Source organism: Sphingosinithalassobacter tenebrarum (assembly GCF_011057975.1).
GTDB classification, from domain to species: Bacteria; Pseudomonadota; Alphaproteobacteria; order Sphingomonadales; family Sphingomonadaceae; genus Sphingomonas; species Sphingomonas tenebrarum.
The window spans coordinates 3,766,566-3,788,207 of sequence record NZ_CP049109.1; the positions used below are offsets into that span (position 1 = coordinate 3,766,566).

The following is a 21,642-nucleotide window of genomic DNA, read 5'->3' on the forward strand; positions in this document are numbered from 1 at the left end:
AACGTGCGGGAATGCCTTCAGGCGCCAAGCGCGCGGGACAGCAAATCATTGGTCGATGCGTCGAAATCGAGGTCGCCCGCATCGGCCGCCTTGGCCATTTCCTTGCCCAGCTCGACGCCGAACTGATCGAACGCATTGATGCCGAGCAGCACCGCGTTGACGAAGGTGCGGTGTTCGTAAAATGCGATCAGCGCGCCGAGCGTCCGCGGTTCGAGCGTGTCGAGCAGCAGTGTCGAGGACGGCCGGTCCCCGGGATAGGCGCGCGCCGCATCCTCATGCCCCTTGCCCTTCATCAGCGCCGCGCCCTGCGCGAGCATGTTGAGGAGGAGCTGGCGGTGATGCGCTTCGCTCTGCACATCCTCGGGTTCGACCACGCCGAGAAATTCGACCGGCACCAGATGCGTGCCCTGATGGAGCAGCTGGAACACCGCGTGCTGCGCGTCGGTGCCGACGCCACCCCAGGTGATTGGCGCGGTCGGCCAGGTGACCGGCTCGCCTTCGACCGTCACGCGCTTGCCGTTCGATTCCATTTCGAGCTGCTGGAGATAGCTGGGCAACAGCCGCAACCGCTCGTCATAGGCGAAGACGCCGCGCGTCTCGCACCCGCGAACCTGCGTGTAATAAAGGTCGGCAAAGGCGGCGAGCACCGGCGCGTTCTGCCGCAGCGGCGTCAGGCGGAAATGCCGGTCCATTTCGGCGGCGCCTTCGAGCAGTTCCTCGAACGCATCCCAGCCGAGGCCGAGCGCAGCGGGAAAGCCGATCGACGACCAGAGCGAATAGCGCCCGCCGACGCTTTCGCTGAAGGGGAGGATGCGGGTTTCATCGACGCCCCAGGCAATCGCCTTGTCGGGCGAGGCCGTCAGCGCGACCACCTGGCCATAGGGATCAGCAACGCCGCCCTCGGTCATCCACGCGATCGCGCTTTCGGCGTTGAGCATGGTTTCCGTGGTGGTGAAGGTCTTCGAGGCGACGGCGAGCAGCGTTGCCTGGGGATCGAAATCCTTCACTGCCTCTTCCAGCGCCAGCCCGTCGACATTCGAAACGATCGCGACGTCGTAGCGGTCGGACTCGCGGCCCAGCGCATCGACCAGCAGATCGGGTCCGAGCGCAGACCCGCCGATGCCGACATGCAGGATGTGGCGGATCGGCCCCAGCGCCTCGGCCTCGATCGCATCGATCAGCGCGCGCATCCGGGCGTGAAAGGCCCGCGCCTGCGCCACGCTGTCCGGCGCGCCCTCGCCGCGCTGGGCACTATGTTCGACCGCGCGCCCCTCGGTCACGTTGATTGCCTCGCCGGCGAACAGCGCATCGCGCTTGCCGGCCAGATCCATCGCATCGGCGTGCGCGGCGAATGCTTCCACGGCCTCGCGCGCGAGATGCGTTTTCGACCAGTCGAAATGAATGCCAGCGACATCGGCGGTGAGGAAGGCCAGCCGGTCGGGATCGTCCGCGAACAAATCGGTCAGCGGGGTTTGCGCAAGCGCCTTGATCGGGGACCAGTCGGGTGTCGGCATGGTTTTCTCCTGTCTTCGCGATAGGCTCTACCGTCCCATATCCGGCGCCGCCAGACCCAAGCGAGCGCTTGACGCCATCCGCGCGCCGCCGCAGAGCAATCGCATGGCAAACGCATCGTCTACCGAATCGACCACGGAAACGAAGCCGAAGAACGAATGGCTCGATCTCGGCTCGTTCCTGCTCAAGCTGGTCCTGATCGTCTTCGTCATTCGCAGCTTCATCTTCTCGCCGTTCAGCATCCCCAGCGAATCGATGATGCCGCGGCTGCTGATCGGCGACTATCTGTTCATCACCAAATGGAATTACGGCTATTCGCGGCACTCGCTGCCGTGGAGCCTGCCACTGCTGCCGAACATGCACTGGTCCGATCCGTCGCGCGGCGACGTGGTGGTGTTCAAGGCGCCGGGGCATGGCGATCAGGACTGGATCAAGCGCGTCATCGGCCTGCCCGGCGACACGATCCAGATGCGCGGGGGGCAGCTGATCCTCAACGGCCAGCCGGTGCCGAAGGAGAAGATCGCCGATTTCGTGCTGCCCTATTCGCCCAATTACGATGCGAACAACTGCCCGCCCCAGCATGAGGATACCGGCGCGGAAGGCGCGCCGATCTGCCGCATCGCGATGTTCCGCGAAACGCTGCCGGGCGGCAAGAGCTACGAAGTGCTCGATGTCGATACCCGTCCGGCGGACGACACGATGCTCTTCACCGTGCCCGAGGACCATGTGTTCCTGATGGGCGACAATCGCGACAACAGCGCCGACAGCCGCTTCAGCCGTGCCGAAGGCGGCATCAGCTTTGTCCCGATGGAGAATGTGGAGGGCAAGGCAGTCTTCACCTTCTGGTCGACCGATGGCGGCGCGAGCTGGCTGCTGCCCTGGACCTGGTTCACCGCGGCCCGCTGGGATCGCATCGGGGAGGGCTTTTGAAGCCCGACCTGGGGGGGTGGATCGCGGAGGTTTTCGGAAGCGCGCCGGACGATCTGGCGCCCTTTGAACGCGCGCTGACGCATGGCAGCCAGGCCGCGGCCAATTACGAACGGCTCGAATTCCTGGGCGATCGGGTGCTGGGGCTGGTCATCGCCGAATGGCTGTATGAGCGGTTTCCCGGCGAGCCCGAAGGATCGCTTTCACGGCGATTGAACGCACTGGTGACGGGCGCGATGTGCGCCGATGTCGCCCGCGATCTGGGCGTGACGGCGCATCTGCGGCTGGGCAAGCAGGCGCGCGAGGACGGCGCGGCGCAGAGCGACAATGTGCTGGGCGACGTGATGGAGGCGCTGATCGGCGCCTGGTATCTGGCGCAGGGCATCGAGGCGGCCCGCGATTTCGTCCGCTCGGCCTGGGGCAGCCGCATCGACGAGCAGCGCAAAGCGCCCAAACATCCCAAGTCCGCGCTCCAGGAATGGGCGGCAGCGCACCAGCGCCGCCCGCCGGAATATTCGATTATCGATCGCTCAGGCCCGGGGCATGCGCCGCGATTCACCGTGCGGGTTACGATCGGCAAACATGCCGAGGCGGAAGGTGTCGGGACAAGCAAGGGCAGCGCGGAAACCGAGGCCGCGAAGGCGCTGCTGGGCAAGCTGGGGGAGTGAACGTCGGCGGGGCAATGAAGAAGTACAGGGCTTCGACAAGCTCAGCCCCAACGGAAGCGGTGGCGCCCGCGCCTTTCACCCGTTTGCGCTGAGCTTGTCGAAGCGCTGTTCTTCCTTCTTACTGCCTCAATGGCGTTCTGGGCCTACATGCTCCATTGCCGCACCGGCAGATTCTATGTCGGCCACACGGACGATCTCGATCGTCGGATCGCCGAGCATGAGTCCGGTCTGATCCCGGGATTCACGGCGGAGCATCTGCCGGTGAAACTGGTCTGGTCAGAGAGCTTTCAGACGCGGATCGAAGCACTGGAGATTGAACGCAGGCTCAAAGGCTGGAGCCGCGCCAAGAAAATGGCGCTGATCCGCGGCGACTGGGATCGCGTTTCTGCGCTGGCGAAGAAGAAGGACAGGCCTTCGACAAGCTCAGGCGAAACGTAGGTTTTCGAGGCCATCAAATGATAGACCGCTTGCGCTGAGCTTGTCGAAGCGCCGTTCTTCCTCCATTCGCAACGAGCATCATGACCGAACCCACCTCCCCCCATTGCGGCCTCATCGCCGTCGTCGGTGCCCCGAACGCCGGCAAGTCCACGCTCGTCAACCATCTGGTCGGCCAGAAGGTCGCGATCACCAGTCCCAAGGCGCAGACCACGCGAACCCGGCTGATGGGTATCGCGATCGAAGGCGGCACGCAGCTGCTGCTCGTCGATACGCCGGGCATCTTCGATCCCGCGCGCAGGCTCGACCGGGCGATGGTCGCCGCCGCCTGGGAAGGCGCCGAGGGCGCCGACGCGATCGCCTTTGTCGTGGACGGCAAGGGCGGGCTCGGGCCCAAGGTCACTGCGATCGTCGAACGGCTGGCGCATCGCAAGGAGCCCAAGCTGCTCATCCTCAACAAGGTCGATGTCGCCGACAAGCCGCGCCTGCTCGGCCACGCGGCGAAACTGAACGAGTTGCTCGATTTCGACGAGACCTTCTTCGTCTCCGCCACTACGGGCGACGGCGTGCCCGAGCTGAAGGCCGCGCTCGCCGCACGCATGCCCGAAGGCCCCTGGCACTTCCCCGAGGATCAGGTTTCGGACGCCACCGACCGGATGATGGCCGCCGAAGTGACTCGCGAGCAGCTCTATCACCAGCTCCATGCCGAACTCCCCTATGCCAGCGCGGTCGATACCGAGCTGTACAAGGAGCGCGAGGACGGGTCGGTCGAGATCCACCAGCAGATCCTGGTCGCGCGCGAAACGCAGCGCGCCATCGTGCTGGGCAAGGGCGGCAGCCGCATCAAGGAAATCGGCGCCCGATCGCGCGCCGAACTCTCCCGTCTCATGGGAGTCACGGTCCATCTGTATCTTCACGTGAAAGTAAGGCCCGACTGGCAAGAAGATCGTTCCTTTTATCGGGACATCGGATTGGACTGGGTGGAATGACCGGCAAGATACGGGCGGCGATCGTTCAGGATGCACCGCTGCCGCTGGCAATCGATCAGGGGATCGAACGCGCCGTCGGCCAGGTGAAGGCCGCGATCGAAACGGGTGCGAAAGTCATTGCGTTCGGCGAATGTTTCCTGGGCGGCTATCCCGCCTGGCTGCAGCATCTGCCCGGCCCTTCGCTATGGGATCATCCCGGCACGCGCGATTTGCACAAGCTGCTGCTCGACCGGGCGATCCGCGGCGCCGATCCGCGCTTCGAACAATTGCAATGGGTGGTCGACGTCGCCGGTGTCGCGGTGTCGATCGGCGGCATCGAGCGCGTGCGCTCCAGCCTCTACAACACACAGTTCCTGCTGCGGCCCAAGGAAGCGCCGCTGCTTCATCGCAAGCTGCTTCCCGCGCCGCCCGAGCGGATGCTGTTCGGCGCGGGCGACGGATCGACGCTGGAAACCCATCAGGCGCCCTGGGGCCGGGTCGGTCAGCTCATCTCCGGCGAGCACTGGATGCCGCTGGCACGCGCCGCGATGCACCATGCCGGAGAGGACGTGCATGTTTCGGCCTGGACGACGATCCGCGACATCGATCTGCTCGCCGCCTGCCATTACGCCTATGAAGGCCGCGCCTTCGTTCTGGCGGCGGGCACGGTGCAGAACCGCGACGATATTCTCCACGGCTTCGCGCAGGCGGGCGGCGAGGGCCGCAGCGCGGCGCGCGAATTGCTCGACCGGCTTCCCGCCGGAGCGCTGCAGACCGGCGGCAGCGCGATCATCGCACCCGACGGCGTCGTGCTGGCGCAAGCGGGCGAGGAACCGCAGATCGTGACCGCCGATCTCGACCTGTCGGAGATCGATGACGGACTGACATCGATGGATATCGACGGACGCCATTCGCGGCCCGACGTGTTCGAGCTGCGCGTCGATCGGCGCAAACGTTCGGGAATCGTCGATATCGACGCGGATGACGAGGATGGCGGCGAAGGCGAAACCCGCGCGGCCTGACCGTGTGTGCCTTGCGGGGCCGCGATCCGGCGCCTAGTTTCAGGCGATGACTTCCCCCCACGAAACCGCCGCGCTCGACCATGTCGACGCGCAGATCGATGCCAGCCTCGACAGGCTGATCGCACTGATGCGCATTCCTTCCATCTCGACCGATCCGGCGCACAAGGACGATTGCCTCCGCGCGGCGCGGAGCCAGGCGGACGAACTCGCCGATCTCGGCTTTGCCGCGCGCGTCGCGCCGACACAGGGCCATCCGATGGTGGTCGCGCATCATGCCGGCCCGGGGGGTGATGCGCCGCACCTGCTGTTCTACGGCCATTACGACGTGCAGCCCGCCGATCCGATCGAATTGTGGCGCCACGGCCCGTTCGATCCCGTGATCGAAACCCGCGATGACGGATCGAAGCAAGTCGTCGGTCGCGGGGCATGCGACGACAAGGGCCAGTTCCGCACCTTCATCGAAGCGTTTCGCGCGATCCTGGAAAGTGGCGGCACCCTCCCCTGCCGAGTCACCGTGCTGCTGGAAGGCGAGGAGGAATCGGGTTCGGAAAGCCTCGAACCGTTCCTGCGCGACAATATGCAAGAGCTGAAGGCCGATGTCGCGATGATCTGCGACACCGGCGCATGGGACGCCGATACGCCGGGCATCACCACCGGGCTGCGCGGCACGGCGGCGGGCCAGGTTACGATCCGCGCCGCCGATCGCGACTTGCATTCGGGCCTTTATGGCGGCCCGGCGCGCAACCCCAACGAAGTGCTGGCGCGCATCCTGGGCAGCATGAAGGATGAAGACGGCCGCGTCACGCTGGACGGCTTCTACGACGGCGTCGCGCCGATCGACTCCGAACTGCGCGCGGCGTGGGACAAGCTCGGCTTTGATGGCGACGCGTTCCTCCGCGAAGTCGAACTGTCGGTTCCCGCCGGGGAAAAGGGCCATGACGTGCTCGAACAGAGCTGGGCGCGCCCGACCGCCGAGATCAACGGCATGTGGGGCGGCTATATCAGCGAAGGCTTCAAGACCGTGATTCCGTCCGAAGCGCATGCCAAGGTTTCGTTCCGCCTGGTCGGCGATCAGGACCCGGACAAGGTGTGGGACAGCTTCAAGCGCCACGTCCGCGCGCATCTGCCCGCCGATTGCGAAGCCAGCTTCAAGCCGCGCGGCGGATCGCGCGCGATTTCGCTGGCGACCGACAGCGCTCCGCTGCGCGCGGCCAGGGCGGCGCTCGACGCCGAATGGGGCAAATCCGCGCTGCTCGCTTCGGGCGGATCGATCCCGGTGGTCAATTCGATCAAGGCGATACTGGGCATGGACACGGTGATGGTCGGCTTCGCGCTCAACGACGACAATATCCACTCGCCCAACGAGAAATACGACCTGAAGGCGTTTTACAAGGGCATCCGCTCCTGGGTGCGCATCCTGAACGCCCTGGGCCAGGTGGATACCGAACGAACCGAAGCCGTAGCGGCAGAATAGCGCCCGCTACCCAGCGCACGGCAAATTGCCTATGATGGCTGCGACCACATCGGGGGGTGATCATGCTGGTCCGCACGCTTTCCATTGCCTTGCCGGCAATCGCGCTGGCTGCCTGTTCGGCCGGTGAAACCGAAGCCGATACCAGCAACGTAGCGGTGCCCGGCGTAGCGGAAGCGACACCCGCCGCCGCGCCGGCGGACGCGCCTGCCGAAGCGACGCTCGAATCCTGGATCGTCGGCACCTGGAGTTTCGACGAGATTTGCGGATCTTCGGATTTCGCAGTCGTCTATCACGCCGATGGCGCGGTCGATAATGGCGGGCAAGTCGGGCAATGGGCACTGGAGGGGAACCGGCTGACCGAAACGGTGACGCGGGAATATGATCTGGAAACCGGCAATCTGACTGCCCTCGATACGCCGTTGACTCGCAGCTATACGATCGTGCGGCGCGATGCGGGGCATGGCGTCATACGCTTCAACGGCGACGACATTCCGATATTGCGCTGTTGACGGGCAGGCGATGCGGCCCGATAGCAACGTCATGGTTCCCCTTTCGTTCGCCGGTCAGGCGTTCGAGGCGCTGCCCGAAGGCGCGCTGTACTGGCCGGCCAGGCGCGCGCTGCTCGTCGCCGATCTGCATTTCGAAAAGGCCAGCTGGTTCGCCGCGCGCGGCCAGATGCTGCCGCCCTATGATACGCTTGCGACGCTGACGGCGCTGGCCGATATCGTCGCGCGGTGCGATGCGCGCGAACTCTGGTGCCTGGGCGACAGTTTCCATGACGCAGCGGGCGGCGAGCGGCTTTCGCAGGCGGCACAGGCGGTGCTGAGTGATCTGACTCAGCGGCTCGACTGGACCTGGATCACCGGCAATCACGATCCGGCGGGCGCGGCGCGCTGGGGCGGACACGAAGCGACGGAGGCCGAAGTCGACGGCATATTGCTGCGCCACGAAGCCGCGCCGGGCGAGGCGCGCCCCGAAATGTCCGGGCATTTCCATCCCAAGCTGAGGCTGACGGTGCGCGGGCGGCGGCTGTCGCGCCGCTGCTTCGTCGCCACGCAGCGAAAGCTGATCCTGCCCGCTTTCGGATCGCTGACAGGCGGCCTCGACGCCGGACACCCGGAGATATTGCGCGCGGTGGGCCCCGATGCCGAGGCATTGATCGCAGTCGAGGGGCGGCTGCTGCGCTTTCCCGTCGCGGCCTGAACCGGTCAGCGCGCGCGGGTGACTTCGCCTGCGCACGTCACCGGCCCGGGGCCGCTGACTGTGCATCTGCCGCTGCCGGACACTGCGACGGTGCCTGATCCCATCGCCATCACTTGCGCGGTATTGCGTGCCTGCGCGCGCATCGTGCCGGTCGATTGCGAGACGATGATGACGTCTCCGGCGGAAAGCGCGCCTGCATCGAGCGATCCGGCGCCGTTCGAGGACAAGCGCGCCGTTTGCGCCTTGCCCCCGGCGGTGATCGCGCCGGTGCCGATCACCGTGCCGCGAAATTCGCGCGCATCGACTGCGTCGATCGCAATGCTGCCGGCGCCGTTGACGCTGGCGTCCACGCGGTCGCCGTCCATTGCCGCGACACGGACATCGCCGCCGCCGTTCACCGTCAGCGCGCGCAGATGCGGGGTCGTGATTTCGATCCTGGCGGCCTGCGCCACCGAATCGTGGCCGTCCCATCCGATCTGCCCGGCCTGCACCACCAGCGTGTTGCCCGCGAGGTGCACATCAACCTGATCGAGCGCATGGCGGTCTTCGGCCGTCGCCCGAGCGGAAGGCGACCCTGTCCGCACCGTCACCTGATAGGGGCCGCTCACCCGGATCCGGTCGAAGCTGCCGACCATGAAGCTGCGGTCCTGCGCCGGGGCGAACGCCGCGAGCAGAATCAGAAGCGGCAGAAGAGCGAGGCTGCGGGTCATGCCGCAGCCATCGCATTCCCGGGATGAACCTAGCAAGTACGGATTGGCGCATGCGTCAGCCGCAGCTGACGTCGCCCGAGCCGCTCTTGCTGATCGTGCAATTGGCGTCGCCGCCCAGATCGACATCGCCCGAACCGACGATCGATACGGAGGCATTTCCGTTCACCGTGGCGGAAATGTCGCCCGAACCGCTCACCGAAACGCTCGCCTGCGTCACCGTCAGCCCCTCCGCGTCGATATCGCCCGATCCGTCGACCGAGGCATCGAGCGACTGCGCCGTCCCGTCGGCCTCGATATCGCCCGAGCCGGAAATGGCCAGCGACACGGTCTGCGCGTCGATGGCGTGGATGACCAGATTGCCCGATCCCGAAACGCTGCCGGCGAAATCGCCTTCGGCGCGCGCGACATCCATGTCGCCCGAGCCCGAAATCGACGCGCCTTCGACACGCGGCATCGTCACCTGGACACGCACGCCCTCGCGCGAGCCCCAGGACCAGCTGCGGTCATGATCGCTGGCGATGCGCAATTCGCCGTCGACGACTTCGATCCGCAGCTCGGCGATTTCCTCGGCCGGCCCCTCGGCATGCACCTTGAAGCCGTCGCCGATCGCGACCGTCACATCGTCCGATCCGCGCAGCAGAACGCGCGTGAAATCGGTCGCCGCGAAATCGCGCACCGCCCGTTCTCCGCTGCTCTGCGCGCGGCCCGAACCGTCATTGCCGGCAAAGCCGCATGCCGCGAGCGGCAACGCGGCGAGAAGGATCAACTGACGCATGGCATTCCTCCCGAAATTTGTGTGTTGGATATATAACACACCCGGGAGCGGCGCAAATGAAAAGGGCGGCCCGCAAGGACCGCCCTTTTCATGTCGGAACTGCGTCGCTGCCCGATCAGGCGGCGGCGTCTTCCTTGACCTTGTTGTGGATCGCTGCCGCCTTGTTCAGGATCTCAAGCAGCTTTTCCAGCGCGGTCGGTTCGTCGACTTCCTCCATCGCGGCCAGTTCGCGCGCGAGACGGCTGGCGGCGGCTTCGAAGATCTGACGTTCCGAATAGCTCTGCTCGGGCTGATCGTCGGCGCGGAACAGGTCGCGGACCACTTCGGCGATCGACACCAGGTCGCCCGAATTGATCTTCGCTTCATATTCCTGCGCGCGGCGCGACCACATGGTGCGCTTGACCTTGGGCTTGCCCTTGAGCGTGTCGAGCGCTTCCTTGAGCGTCTTGTCGCTCGAAAGCTTGCGCATGCCCACGCTTTCGGCCTTGTTGGTCGGCACCCTCAGAGTCATTTTCTCTTTTTCGAAGCGCAGCACGTACAGCTCGAGCTGCATGCCCGCAATTTCCTGTTTTTGCAGTTCAATCACACGGCCGACGCCGTGCTTGGGGTAAACGACATAATCGCCGACATCGAAGGACAGCGCCTTGGCAGCCATGTGCGTGTAGCCTTTCCGTGAAATTCCGGCCCCGAAGGATTGCGCTTCTCGCGAGCTTCGCCTAGGCGAAACGGGAAAGGGCGCCGGGGCTCGATTTGTACGACTCCGGGACGAAGGCGTTTTTACACCTTCGACTCTGCCCGTTTAACACAGCCGTAATAAAATTACCAGCCATTCATGGGGTTTGGCCGCCGAAAATCTGCGTCCGCGCGCAGCCTTTGCTGCAGGGAACGTCGCCGGCGAAACGATGCGGCCCGGAACCCGTCCCGCGCATGGCGGGACGGGAGGATCGCTCAGTCGCCTTCGCCCGGTTCGGCCGAGAAATACTTGTCGAACTTGCCTTCTTCGCCCTTGTGCTCGTCGGCGTCATCCGGTGTCTGACCGTTGTTCGACGTCACATTCGGCCATTGTTCCGAATAGGTCCGGTTCACCTCGAGCCATTTCTCCAGACCGTTCTCGGTGTCCGGCAGGATCGCCTCGGCGGGGCATTCGGGCTCGCAAACGCCGCAGTCGATGCATTCGCTGGGGTTGATGACGAGCATGTTCTCGCCTTCATAGAAGCAGTCGACCGGACAGACCTCGACGCAATCCATATATTTGCACCGGATACACGCATCGGTGACGACATAGGTCATTGGTCGCAGGCTCCATTCCGCTTGAGGCCGCCCCTGCTATGCGGCTGCTTCCGACTCGTCAACGGGATTGGCGACAAGCGATTCGAGGTTGGTGTAAAGACTGGCTGCTTCGGCGGGCGGTCCGCGCCGCTTGGGCAGCGCCTCGATTCGCACGATCCGCACTCGTCCGTTCCACGGAAATGCGAGCACCGAGCCGACCCGCACCGGCGCGTGCGCGCGGTCGATTCGTCGCCCGTCGAGCCGTAACGTCCCCTTGCGCGCGATACCCTGTGCCATGCTTCGCGATCCGGCGAGGCGTGCGTACCAGAGGAAGCGGTCGAGCCGCATCGTGCCGGCCGCGTCAGCCATTGCCCGAAACCAGATCGGCGAGCGCGGCAAAGGCATTGTCGCGCGGCGGCGGCGGCGCCTTGGGCTTGGGGGTCAGCCCCTTCCAAGCCCAGCGCTGCGGCTCGCCTTCCTTGCCGCGGATCGCACGAAAGCCGAGCTGCGCCATCAGCCGCGACAGCGTGTCGGGGGTGAGGCCGATCGACGTGGCGAGCGCCGGATCGGGCGTGAAAGGCGCGCGGCCCTTTCGCGAATCATGCGCCGCGCGCGCGATCTTCTCGACCAGATCGACGCGCACCGCCTGCTGCCCCAGCGGACGGAAGCCATGCGCCAGACCGGCGCCGGGCGCGTTGCGCGGCAGCACACTCGCGCCCTCGACCGGACCGTCGCCGAGGCCGAGCAGCTCGCGCCGGAACTGCGCGGCGGCGGGCTTGAGCAAAGCGGGCGCGTAGATATCGAGCGTGCCGATGGTGAAACCCAGCTTGCGCAGCGCCTTGCGCGCGGGCGGATCGAGCGCCTCGATCAGTTCGGCGGCGGCGCGGCGCGGCAGCATTCCGCCCGCGTCGAGCAGCGCATTGGCAAGCGCGCGCAGCGGCGCCCCGGCAGCGGGGTCGCGCGTCGCTTCGCCGAGCCTGGCGAGCGGCGGCACTGCGTTCGCCACGCGCTCGGCGAACCAGCGATCGAGCCGCGCCTGCACATCACCGCGCAGCGCCCCGTCGAGAACGTCGAGCGCACGATCGAGCCGCACCGCGGGCAGCGCGGCGTTGCGCTCGCTGACGAGATGCGCGACCGGCAGCTCGCCCCACAGGATCGCGGAATCTCCCCCGAGCGAAAGGTCGCTGTCCTCGGCATCGGCAAGCGCCCTGCCCCGGCGGCGCAGTTCGGATGCAAGCCGCTTTTCCGCCGCCGCGAGCAGCATGCGCTTGTCCGCCGCGCGCGCATCGCCCGCGACCGAGAAGCGAAAGCCGTCGAGCGTGCCGAGGCTGTGCTCCTCGATCGTCACCTCGCCGTCGGCGGCGATGGTGACGGGCAGCGCATCGGCATCGGCGCCGATTTCGCGCAACAGCATCGTCGTGCGCTTGTCCACGAACCGCTGGGTCAGGCTGGCGTGGAGCGCATCGGACAGCTTTTCCTCGATCGCGCGGGTGCGCTCGGCCCAGTGATTCGGATCTTCGAGCCAGTCGGCGCGGTGCGCGATATAGGCCCAGCTGCGTGCCGCCGATATCCGCCCCGCGAGCGTTTCGACGTCGCCATCGGTGCGATCGAGCCGCGCGATTTCGTCGGCGAACCACTGGTGCGGAACATGCCCGCGCCCCTCGGACAAATGGCCGTAGACGCGCCCGACGAAACGGGCATGCGGATCGGCGCCGAGCTTGCGGAAATCGGGCAGGCCGCACGCGGCCCAGAGCCGCGCGACCGCCGCCTTGCCCTCTGCCCGGTCGCGCACCCAGTCCTGATCGGCGAGCCGCTTTAGCACGGCAAGGTCGACTGCTTCGGGCGCGGCGCGCAGCACATCATGCGTCGGCTTCGCTTCCAGGCTCGCGATCAGCGCATCGACACTCGACAGATCGGGCGCGCCTTCGCGCCAGAACAGCTTTTCGATGCGCGGCATGCGGTGCGATTCGATCGCCAGCACCTCCTCGGGCGTGAAGGCGTTGGGGCCATCCTCGTGCAGCGCGCCGAACGTGCCGTCGCGCTGATGCCGCCCGGCGCGCCCGGCGATCTGCGCCATTTCGGCTATCGTCAGCCGCCGCTGCCGCTTGCCGTCGAACTTGCGCAGCGAAGCGAAGGCGACATGCGCGACATCCATGTTAAGCCCCATGCCAATGGCATCGGTGGCGACGAGATAATCGACTTCGCCCGCCTGGAACATTTCCACCTGCGCATTGCGGGTGCGCGGGGAAAGCGCGCCCATCACCACCGCCGCGCCGCCGCGCAGCCGCCGCAGTGCCTCGGCGACGGCGTACACTTCCTCGGCGCTGAACGCGACGATCGCCGAACGGCGCGGCAGCCGCGACAATTTGCGTGCGCCGCCGTAGCTGAGCGTGGAAAAGCGCGGGCGACCGATGATTTCGGCGTCGGGCACCAGCGCTTCGACCATCGGCCGCAGTGCTTCGGAGCCGAGAATCATCGTTTCCTCGCGCCCGCGTGCGCGCAGCAATCTGTCGGTGAAGACATGGCCGCGCTCGGGACTGGCGCCGAGCTGCGCCTCGTCGATCGCGACGAATGCGGTTTCGCGTTCGAGCGGCATCGATTCGGCAGTGCACAAGAACCAGCGCGCATTGGGCGGACAGATCTTCTCCTCGCCGGTGATCAGCGCGACCTGGCTCTCGCCCTTCATCGCGACGACGCGGTCGTAAACCTCCCGCGCGAGCAGCCGCAGCGGGAAGCCGATCATGCCGCTGGCATGGCCGCACATCCGCTCCACCGCCAGATGAGTCTTGCCGGTATTGGTGGGGCCGAGAACGGCGGTTACGGGGCTGCGCCGAGCTTGTGTCATCGGCAACCAACATCGCTCCGAGTCATCCCTTAGGCAACAGCCCCGAATTGCCGATTCGTGTTAACCATGCTGGATTTGCGCTGAAAATTCGCGTCAGCATCCCTTCATCTGCGCTCTGGCACGCTTTGCCGCAGTCGGGACAGTCACGGGGCACACTTAATTTGACTTTAAACCCACCCTTGCACAGTGATCGTGACCAGGCCGGGGGTGTCGGCTTTGATGACGACTTTTGGGGGCAGCGAGCTTTGTTCCTGCGGAACGATCACGGATACGATCTTGGCGGCGGCGCAAACGCGCTGAGCAATCCGCGCACCGCCGAACCTGTTGCGCCTGCGAAATCGAAGGCGGGGCTGTCGCACAAGCTGCGCGCCCGCTTCCCCGATTTCGAGCTGGTGCCGGACCTCGGATCACGTATCGGCAGCCTGCAATGGTATCGCGGCGTTGCGACCTGTGTCGGGCTGTGCGCCGTCACGCTGCTGATGGCGCCGGGGCTGGAAGATCCGATCTACGGCTATGTCCCGCCCGCGCTTCAGGGCGAGGAATGGGAAGCCGCGCGGGTGCAGGCGATTTCGCCGCTCGCCGACGGGGCGAAGACGGGGTACGACATGGCGGCGACCGGACTGGTCGCGCCGCTGGCCGATACGCCCGAACGCCCGATCATCGACCTTACCACCAAGATTTCCTCGGGCGGCACGCTGCTCGGCGCGCTGCAGCGCTCGGGCGTCGGCGCCACCGACGCGGCGAACGCGGTCTCGCTGATCGGCGACGCGATTTCGCTGCGCGACCTGCAGGCGGGAACGCCGTTCGACGTGCGGCTGGGCCGCCGGTCGGACAAGTCGCAGCCACGCCCGCTCGAACGGCTCGGTTTCCGCGCCCGGTTCGACCTGAGCGTCGAGGTCAGCCGTGGTGCCGACGGCACGCTGGCGCTGCGCCAGATCCCGATCGCAGTCGATTCGACGCCGCTGCGCATCCGCGGCAAGGTCGGCAGCAGCCTGTATCGTTCGGCCCGCGCCGCCGGTGCTCCGGCCAAGGCAGTCGAGGCCTTCATCCGCGCCATCGCCACGCGCATGTCGATGTCGCAGATCGGCGCCGATGCCGACTTTGAAATGATCGTTGCACGCGATCGCGCCGAAACCGGCGAAGTTCGTTTCGGCAACGTGCTCTTCGGCGGCATTCAGCAGGGATCGACCAAGGTTCAGCTCGCCTCCTGGGACTATCAGGGCCGGACCGAGTGGTTCGACATGGACGGCAAGGGCGAAAAGCGCGGGTCGATGGTTCGCCCGGTGCATGGCCGGCTGACCTCCAGCTTCGGCATGCGCTGGCATCCGGTGCTCGGCCGTCGCCGCATGCACAAGGGCTGGGACATCGCCGCGCCCAGCGGCACGCCGATCCGCGCGATTGCCGATGGTCGCGTGACCTTCTCCGGCCGCAACGGCGGCTATGGCAATTTCGTCCGGCTGCGCCATTCGAGCGGACTGCAGAGCGCCTATGGCCATATGCTCCGCACCGCCGTGCGCAGCGGCGCGCGGGTTCGTCGCGGCGACGTTATCGGCTATGTCGGATCGACCGGCGTTTCGACCGGCCCGCACGTCCATTTCGAAGTGCTGCGCGGCGGCGTTGCGGTGAACCCGGGTTCGGTGTCGTTCATGTCACAGAGCATTCTGGGCGGCGGCGACCTTTCGTCCTTCCGCGCCAATGTTTCGAAGCTGCTGAAAACGCCGGTCCAGCCGGCGACGGAAGGGGAAGCCGCAGCGGCAGCCGAATAATCGGCCGCGCAAACGAAAAAGGGGCTCCGCGCATCGGCACGGAGCCCCTTTTTCGTTGCGGTGCGGTTCAGCGCGCCTGCGATCGCCAGCGGCTGATGGTGCGCGCCAGGCTCTGCTCCTCGCCGCCGGTCTCGCGCCACAGTTCGGAGAAGACCGGGTCGCCCGATGCCGGCCGCTTGTCGGCTTCCAGCGAATCGAACAGGAGGCGGATCGGCGTCGCCACGCCCTCGCCGACCGCGATGCATTCGCGGTTGCGCAGCGCGGGGATCGAATCGAGGAAACCGCGCGCGCCCTCCGGCATCGCCGCGCGGACGAAGGCCTGGTCGCGATCGTTGTTGAGTCGCATCGTCAGGATCGTGCCGCATTGCGAAAGCACGCCTTCGGCAAGGTCGGACGGCCGCTGCGTCACCAGCCCCAGCGAAACGCCGTATTTTCGGCCTTCCTTCGCGATCCGGCTGAGGATGCGACCGACCGACGAACCGTCGGCATTGCGTTCATTGGGAACATAGCGATGCGCCTCTTCGCAGACGAGCAGGATCGGCCGCTGCGCCTCGCCGCGCGACCAGATGGCGTAATCAAACACCATCCGGCTCAATACCGCGACGACGACCGAGGTGATTTCGGAGGGCACGCCCGACACGTCGATGATCGAAATCGGCTGCCCGCCGCCCGGCAGGCGGAAAATGCGCGCCATGAAGCTCGCCATGCTGTCCGACACCAGCATGCCGGAGAACATGAAGGCATAGCGCGGATCGGTCTTGATCTCGTCGATCTTTGCCTTGACGCGCAGATAGGGGGCGCTGTCGGTCGCCTTGTCCATCTTGCCCATTTCGAGCTGGATCAGGTTCGACAGGTCGGACAGGAGATAGGGGATCGGTGCATCGACGGTGAGCTTCGGTATATCCGCCGCCAGCCGGTTCTTGGCCTTGGCCGCGAGCAGGCATTTGGCGAGGATATCGGCATCGACCTGCCGTTCCGACCCCGAAGAGGTAAGGAACACTTCGCAATGTTCCTCGAAATTCATCAGCCAATAAGGCATCGCCAGATTGGACACGTCGAACACCGCGCCGTGATCCTTGAACGCGGCGCCATATTCGCCATGCGGATCGATCATCACGATATGGCCCTGCGGCGCGAGCTGGCAGATGCGATGGAGGATCAGCGCGGCAGCGGTCGATTTACCCGTGCCGGTCGATCCCAGCAGCGCGAAATGCTTGCCCAGCATCGAATCGACATAGAGCGCTGCGCGAATATTCTTCGTCGGATAGACGTGTCCGATCTCGATATGCGCGCGTTCGTCGGCGGCATAAATCTGCTTGAGGTCGAAAGTCGAAACCGGGAACACTTCGGTCCCAGGCACCGGATAGCGCGTGACGCCGCGGCGAAAGCGATAGAGTTTGCCGGTCAGCTTTTCCTCGTCGCCCTCGCCGAGAAAATCGATATCGGCGACGATACGGCGCGAATCATGCTCGGCGAGCCGCATCGCGCGGACATTGGCGATCAGCCAGGTCGTGCCGACGCGCATCTTGAGCTGCGCGCCGACCTGTCCGGCCTGCGCTATCGCCGGATCCGAATCGTCGGCAAGCGTTTCGATCGCTTCGGCATCGAGCACGACCTTGCTCGATGCGCCGGCGACTTCGAGTACCGCGCCGACGGCGACCGGTGCATGCGCCGCAGCTACCGGTGCCGTGGAATAAGGCGACGCATCGGAAAATGCGCGCGCCGGAAAATGGCCGTCCATCAAAAACTCCCCATTGTCCCGCCATTCTGCGCCGGGGGAGTAAATATTGCGTTCCTGCAGCGACTTGACCGCGCGATCAGCGGCGACGCCAGATCGCGCCTGCGCTCCATCCGAACAGAACCGACAACGCCACCGCGGTAAGGCCGTAGAGCACCGAATGCCGTTCGGCCGCATTGGCGACGAATCGTTCGAAGCCCGATTTGCGGATTTCGATCGGCCGCACCGCCGCGGCGAGGACGCGGCCGTCGCGAATCAGGAAGGTTTCGGCAGTGAACCGCCCGACCGGCACCCGCGCGGGAATCGAGATGCGCGCGCGATAGAGGACGCCGTCGGTGATCTCCACCGCGCCGGGCGCTTCGTAATAAAGGCCGCTGCGCCGGCGCAGGTCGACGAGCCCGGCGTCGAACCGGTCCTGCACCGCCGGAACCGCGCCGGACGCGGGCGACAATTGCAGGCTGTCGAGCCCCAGTTCGTAGATGGCGCGCGTGCGATCATCGACCAGCTCGGTGATCGGTCGCGAGGACGCGACGGCATAGAAGGAAGGCGCCGAACGATAGCGCATCCGGTTCGCATTCACCCAGATTCCGGCGATCTGCTCCTTCTCGCGCAGCTGGATCGACTGGACCGGCCCCTTCACCACCACGACGATCTCAGCCGGTTCGTCGCTGTCCGCCGCGCGCTCGCCATCGGGATAGACGATCGCGCCGAACAGCAGCAGTTCGGCGCCGGTGAAGCTGTAATAGATTTCGATCTCGCGCTGCGACACATCGGGGACCAGCACCGGCTTGGCGCCGAGCAGCAGCAGCGCCAGCGGCGCGACCAGAAGGCGCCACCAGTTCATGCCAGCTCCACCGAATAGATTTCGTCCGGGTGCCAGGCGAGGCCCAGGAAAATGCGCACCGCCACCAGCAGCACAATGATCGCAAGCGCGAGGCGGAGATATTCGGGCGGCGCCTTCATCGCGATTCGCGCGCCGATCTGCGCGCCCGTCACCGATCCGAGCAGCAGCAGCACGGCCAGGACGATATCGACCGCCTGAGTCGTGGTCGCGTGCATCATCGTCGCCGCGGCGGTGGTGAACAACGTCTGGAACAGCGACGTGCCGACCACTACCGTCGGCCCCATGCCGAGCAAGTAGAGCATCGCCGGGATCAGGATGAACCCGCCGCCGACGCCGAGCAGCACCGTCAGGATGCCGGTGAAGAAGCCGAGCAGCAGCGGCGCAAGCGGCGAAATATACAGCCCCGATCCGTAGAAGCGCCAGCGCAGCGGCAGCCAGGCAACCAGCGGATGGTGGCGCCGCCGTCGCGCGCGCGGATGGATGCCGGCACGATGCGCGCGGATGCTGCGCAGCGATTCGGTAAGCATCAGCCCGCCGATCGAGCCGAGCAGCAGGACATAGAGAATCCCGATCGTCGTATCGATCTGCCCGCTCGCCTGGAGCAGCGCGAACAGCCAGCCGCCGACGAGACTGCCCAGCACGCCCCCCGAAACCAGCACCATGCCCATTTTCAGGTCGACGCCCTTGCGCCGCAAATGCGCGAAAACGCCCGAAACGCTGGCCCCGGTAACCTGGCTCGACGCCGATGCAGCCGCGACTGTGGGCGGAATGCCGTAGACGATCAGCAGCGGCGTGATCAGGAATCCGCCGCCGACGCCGAACATGCCCGAAAGCATACCCACGCCAAAGCCGAAGAACACGATCACGAGCGCGTTCACCGACAGATTGGCGATGGGCAGGTAAATATCCATTGCTGCGATGCGATAGCCCGTCCTGCGTTCGGGCAAAAGCGCCGTGCGTCTAAAAATCGGCGCCGAGCGTAACGGCGAGTCCCGATCCGGGCAGGGCATTGCCGGCAATCCGCTCGCGCCATTCGAACGCGAGCCGCAGATGTTTGTCGCCCGCCGGGAAATCGATCACCGCCGCTGGGCCGATATCGACTCGAGCGATACCGCGCTGCGCCCCGCCCCACGCGCCCGCGCCGAGCGAAAGCTGCGTCTTGCCGCGTCGGCGGACCGGGCGCAGTACGCGCACCGCGCCGTCGGCATAGGGTTCGAGCCGATCGCGCAGCACCCCGCCCGCCTGGCCATAGGCTTCGAGGCGGAAACCGGCGGGAATATCGGCCTGCGTCCCCGCGATGATCCCCGCACCCGTTCCGTCCGCGCCGCCGTCTAGCGCGACGCGCCGTTCGGCGACGATTCGCACCGGCAACCGCGTCGGTTGCCATTCGACGCTCATCGTCGCTTCGCGCCCCTGGCCCTCGAGCGGAGCGGTCAGCCTGCCGGCAAGGGCAAGCGCGCCGCGCGGCCCGGCGCGATAGGCGACGCGGATGCCCGCCTGCCCGCCGCCGAGCTGTGCCGCGCCCGGCGCCGCGGCGCGCACACCGTTGCCGCGGCGCAGGACCCAGAGCGCTCCCGACCAGCCCAGCGACGGTGGTGCGGTTGCCGGAACCACGGACGGAGAAGGCGCCGTCTGGGGCGCGCCCGCGACATATTCGGGATCGCCGTAGCGGACCATCACTGCCATTGCGAGCTGCGCGCGGGCGGGATCAAAGGGGTCGGGCGCGCTCGGCCGGAGGCGTGTGGGTGGAGGCGGTGTTGCGGCATTCTTGCGACCGGCTGACACCGAAGCCGGTGCCTGGCCTGTCGCCGGATCGGGTGCGGGGTGCGCGGTCGGCGCGGCAAGCGCCGCGACCGGCACGACTGCCTCGATCGCCTGCGGCAGCGATCCGGTCGCGTGCCACAGGATCGCGATGCGCAGTCCTACCCAGCCGGTGCAGACCAGCGCCAGGAATCGCAACGGCCGCCCCCGCCGGGTCATGCCGTCGCCTGCCCGGGATCGTCGGGAAACTGGTGCCGCGTCTTGTCCCATCGCGGCGGCGCTCCGGCCAGCATCCGCAGATAGGCAAAGGCGGCACGGCGCGCTGCAAGCAGCGCGATGGCATTGGCGACGATGACGCGCGGCAGCGAGAGCAACGCCTGGCGCCAGCCATAGCCATGCCAGACGAAACCGGCACGGACGACGACCCGCCAGAGCAGATTGGCGAAATTGAGAGTCAGCAACAGCCCGAGCACGGCATCGGGCAGCATGGGCGCGGTGCCGCTGATCCAATGCACGCCGGAAGCGGTACCCCAGAGCAGCAGCGCGCAATAGGCGAGCGCAAGCACCGGCATTGCGAGCGTCGCGCGCCGGTCGCGCATCCGCATCCAGTGATCGGCGACGGCAAGGGGCGGTGCCCAGCCGGTGCGATCCCATCCCGCAAGCGCAATGCCGGTCAGCCAGCGCGCCTTCTGTCGAACCGCCGTCGCCAGCGTCGCGGGAAAATAGGCCCGCACCGCGACCAGCCCCTCGGCCGGATCATGGACGCGCGGCAGCGCGGTGCTGCCGCCGAATGCGGCCATCGTCAGTCCGAGTTCGTAATCCTCGGTCAGGCTGGTCGCGTCGAACGGCGTGCCGCCGCGCGCCTCGGCGATCCGCGCGAGCATGTCGCGCCGGATGGCGCATCCGGTGCCGGCGAGCGGAATGCCCGCGCCGAGCATGCGGCGCACGAGCAGGTTCTTGCCGTGCGCCTCGGCGAATTCATCACAATAATGGCCCGAAATGAACGGTGACGCCGGATGCGGCAGCGGCAGAACCGGAAGCTGCACGGCGTCATGCCGCGCCAGTTCGCGCGCAAACACTTCCAGCTCGCGCGGATGCACCACATCCTCGGCATCGTGGAGCAGCACTGCGCCGCAGCGCCCCTCCACCGCTTCGTCGCGCAGCAGCGCGCGCCACAACGTGTTGAGGCAATCGGCCTTGGTCGTCGGGCCGGGCGCCGAGCCGATGACCAGCCGTATCCGGTCATCGCCCGCCGCCGCCCTCGCGACGGCGTCGATCGTCGCGCGATCATTGGGATAGGTGCCGACATAGAGGCGAAAGCGCGCATCGCCCCACCGCGCCAGTGCCGTGCGCAGCATCGCGCCGATGACCGCCGCTTCGTCCCAGGCGGGGACGAAGATCGCGATCGGCGCTTCGCCGCCACGCGCGCCCAAGGGGGATGCACCGCCGCGCGCGCCGAAAATCCGCCGCGGCAACTGCCGGGTGGCATAGACGATGTCGACCGCGAGGTCGTCGATCCCGCCGACCAGGAAACAGATCGAGGCGAACAGAGTCACTTCGCGCGCGACGACATCGATCCAGAGGATCCAGTCTCCTCCATATTGCACGCGAATTCCCCCCGATTCGGCGAGGTTATCATCCGTGCCAATCGCGAAACGATCAAGCATTCGCTTCCTGTCCCGGCGAATCCCGCTGGACTCGCCAGCCCACAGGCCTTTACCTTTC

Annotated in this window: 21 protein-coding genes; 9 read left to right on the forward strand and 12 right to left on the reverse strand. The window is 66.5% G+C overall.

The annotated features are described in order from the left end of the window. Window positions 1-17 precede the first annotated feature (17 nt). Entirely contained in the window at window positions 18-1,514 is a 1,497-nt protein-coding gene (gene pgi / locus G5C33_RS18750; protein ID WP_165328544.1) for a glucose-6-phosphate isomerase, read from the reverse strand. Between the two features lie 103 nt (window positions 1,515-1,617). Between pgi and lepB the strand changes: the two genes are divergently transcribed. The 8 genes from lepB to pdeM all read left to right on the forward strand — a co-directional run bounded on the left by lepB (window position 1,618) and on the right by pdeM (window position 8,209). Next, window positions 1,618-2,442, forward strand: a complete 825-nt coding sequence (lepB, locus tag G5C33_RS18755) for a signal peptidase I (protein WP_165328545.1) — start codon at window positions 1,618-1,620, stop codon at window positions 2,440-2,442. Beyond that, window positions 2,439-3,107 (forward strand): ribonuclease III, encoded by a 669-nt coding sequence (gene rnc / locus G5C33_RS18760; protein WP_228275132.1) that lies wholly within the window; start codon window positions 2,439-2,441, stop codon window positions 3,105-3,107. The genes lepB and rnc overlap by 4 nt, the downstream gene beginning before the upstream one ends. Before the next feature lie 129 nt (window positions 3,108-3,236). Continuing rightward, window positions 3,237-3,545, forward strand: coding sequence for a GIY-YIG nuclease family protein (locus tag G5C33_RS18765; RefSeq protein WP_165328546.1), 309 nt, complete (start codon window positions 3,237-3,239; stop codon window positions 3,543-3,545). Window positions 3,546-3,625: 80 nt separating this feature from the next. Further along, window positions 3,626-4,531, forward strand: coding sequence for a GTPase Era (gene era, locus G5C33_RS18770; RefSeq protein WP_165328547.1), 906 nt, complete (start codon window positions 3,626-3,628; stop codon window positions 4,529-4,531). Beyond that, a complete protein-coding gene (locus G5C33_RS18775) occupies window positions 4,528-5,532 on the forward strand; it encodes a nitrilase-related carbon-nitrogen hydrolase (RefSeq protein WP_165328548.1) in 1,005 nt (334 codons plus the stop codon). The genes era and G5C33_RS18775 overlap by 4 nt, the downstream gene beginning before the upstream one ends. 46 nt (window positions 5,533-5,578) lie before the next feature. Continuing rightward, window positions 5,579-7,006 (forward strand): M20/M25/M40 family metallo-hydrolase, encoded by a 1,428-nt coding sequence (locus tag G5C33_RS18780; protein ID WP_165328549.1) that lies wholly within the window; start codon window positions 5,579-5,581, stop codon window positions 7,004-7,006. Window positions 7,007-7,068: 62 nt separating this feature from the next. Further along, window positions 7,069-7,515, forward strand: a complete 447-nt coding sequence (locus G5C33_RS18785; RefSeq protein ID WP_165328550.1) for a hypothetical protein — start codon at window positions 7,069-7,071, stop codon at window positions 7,513-7,515. Window positions 7,516-7,546: 31 nt separating this feature from the next. Then, window positions 7,547-8,209, forward strand: a complete 663-nt coding sequence (pdeM, locus tag G5C33_RS18790) for a ligase-associated DNA damage response endonuclease PdeM (protein ID WP_165328551.1) — start codon at window positions 7,547-7,549, stop codon at window positions 8,207-8,209. A 5-nt stretch (window positions 8,210-8,214) separates the two neighbouring features. Here the strand turns inward: pdeM and G5C33_RS18795 are convergent, their stop codons facing one another. From G5C33_RS18795 to G5C33_RS18820, 6 genes are all read right to left on the reverse strand, one after another. Further along, window positions 8,215-8,919, reverse strand: coding sequence for a GIN domain-containing protein (locus tag G5C33_RS18795; RefSeq protein ID WP_165328552.1), 705 nt, complete (start codon window positions 8,917-8,919; stop codon window positions 8,215-8,217). Between the two features lie 55 nt (window positions 8,920-8,974). After that, window positions 8,975-9,694 (reverse strand): head GIN domain-containing protein, encoded by a 720-nt coding sequence (locus G5C33_RS18800; RefSeq protein ID WP_165328553.1) that lies wholly within the window; start codon window positions 9,692-9,694, stop codon window positions 8,975-8,977. A gap of 115 nt (window positions 9,695-9,809) precedes the next feature. Then, window positions 9,810-10,349: a CarD family transcriptional regulator gene (locus G5C33_RS18805; RefSeq protein ID WP_165328554.1), complete on the reverse strand. Its 540-nt coding sequence runs from the start codon at window positions 10,347-10,349 to the stop codon at window positions 9,810-9,812. 293 nt (window positions 10,350-10,642) lie between these two features. Continuing rightward, window positions 10,643-10,984, reverse strand: a complete 342-nt coding sequence (fdxA, locus tag G5C33_RS18810; protein ID WP_165328555.1) for a ferredoxin FdxA — start codon at window positions 10,982-10,984, stop codon at window positions 10,643-10,645. A gap of 36 nt (window positions 10,985-11,020) precedes the next feature. Then, a complete protein-coding gene (locus tag G5C33_RS18815; protein ID WP_206518597.1) occupies window positions 11,021-11,332 on the reverse strand; it encodes a S4 domain-containing protein in 312 nt (103 codons plus the stop codon). Further along, window positions 11,325-13,808, reverse strand: a complete 2,484-nt coding sequence (locus G5C33_RS18820) for a DEAD/DEAH box helicase (RefSeq protein WP_165328556.1) — start codon at window positions 13,806-13,808, stop codon at window positions 11,325-11,327. Before G5C33_RS18820 ends, G5C33_RS18815 begins: the two co-directional genes overlap by 8 nt. Window positions 13,809-14,053: 245 nt before the next feature. On the opposite strand from G5C33_RS18820, the gene G5C33_RS18825 reads away from it, so the two are divergent. Next, window positions 14,054-15,574: a M23 family metallopeptidase gene (locus G5C33_RS18825; protein WP_165328557.1), complete on the forward strand. Its 1,521-nt coding sequence runs from the start codon at window positions 14,054-14,056 to the stop codon at window positions 15,572-15,574. 67 nt (window positions 15,575-15,641) lie between these two features. Here the strand turns inward: G5C33_RS18825 and G5C33_RS18830 are convergent, their stop codons facing one another. The 5 genes from G5C33_RS18830 to G5C33_RS18850 form a co-directional block, all read right to left on the reverse strand. Then, window positions 15,642-17,315 (reverse strand): ATP-binding protein, encoded by a 1,674-nt coding sequence (locus G5C33_RS18830; protein WP_165328558.1) that lies wholly within the window; start codon window positions 17,313-17,315, stop codon window positions 15,642-15,644. Window positions 17,316-17,391: 76 nt separating this feature from the next. Beyond that, complete coding sequence (locus G5C33_RS18835) at window positions 17,392-18,156, reverse strand: TIGR02186 family protein (RefSeq protein ID WP_165328559.1); 765 nt, start codon at window positions 18,154-18,156, stop codon at window positions 17,392-17,394. Continuing rightward, complete coding sequence (locus G5C33_RS18840; protein ID WP_165328560.1) at window positions 18,153-19,067, reverse strand: sulfite exporter TauE/SafE family protein; 915 nt, start codon at window positions 19,065-19,067, stop codon at window positions 18,153-18,155. Before G5C33_RS18840 ends, G5C33_RS18835 begins: the two co-directional genes overlap by 4 nt. A gap of 49 nt (window positions 19,068-19,116) precedes the next feature. Further along, the gene (locus tag G5C33_RS18845; protein WP_165328561.1) at window positions 19,117-20,136 is read right to left on the reverse strand and encodes a hypothetical protein; all 1,020 of its coding nucleotides are present in this window, start codon (window positions 20,134-20,136) and stop codon (window positions 19,117-19,119) included. After that, window positions 20,133-21,584 carry a glycosyl transferase family protein gene (locus G5C33_RS18850; RefSeq protein WP_165328562.1) on the reverse strand — a complete coding sequence of 484 codons (1,452 nt, stop codon included), beginning with the start codon at window positions 21,582-21,584 and terminating at the stop codon, window positions 20,133-20,135. Before G5C33_RS18850 ends, G5C33_RS18845 begins: the two co-directional genes overlap by 4 nt. Between the last annotated feature and the right edge of the window lie 58 nt (window positions 21,585-21,642).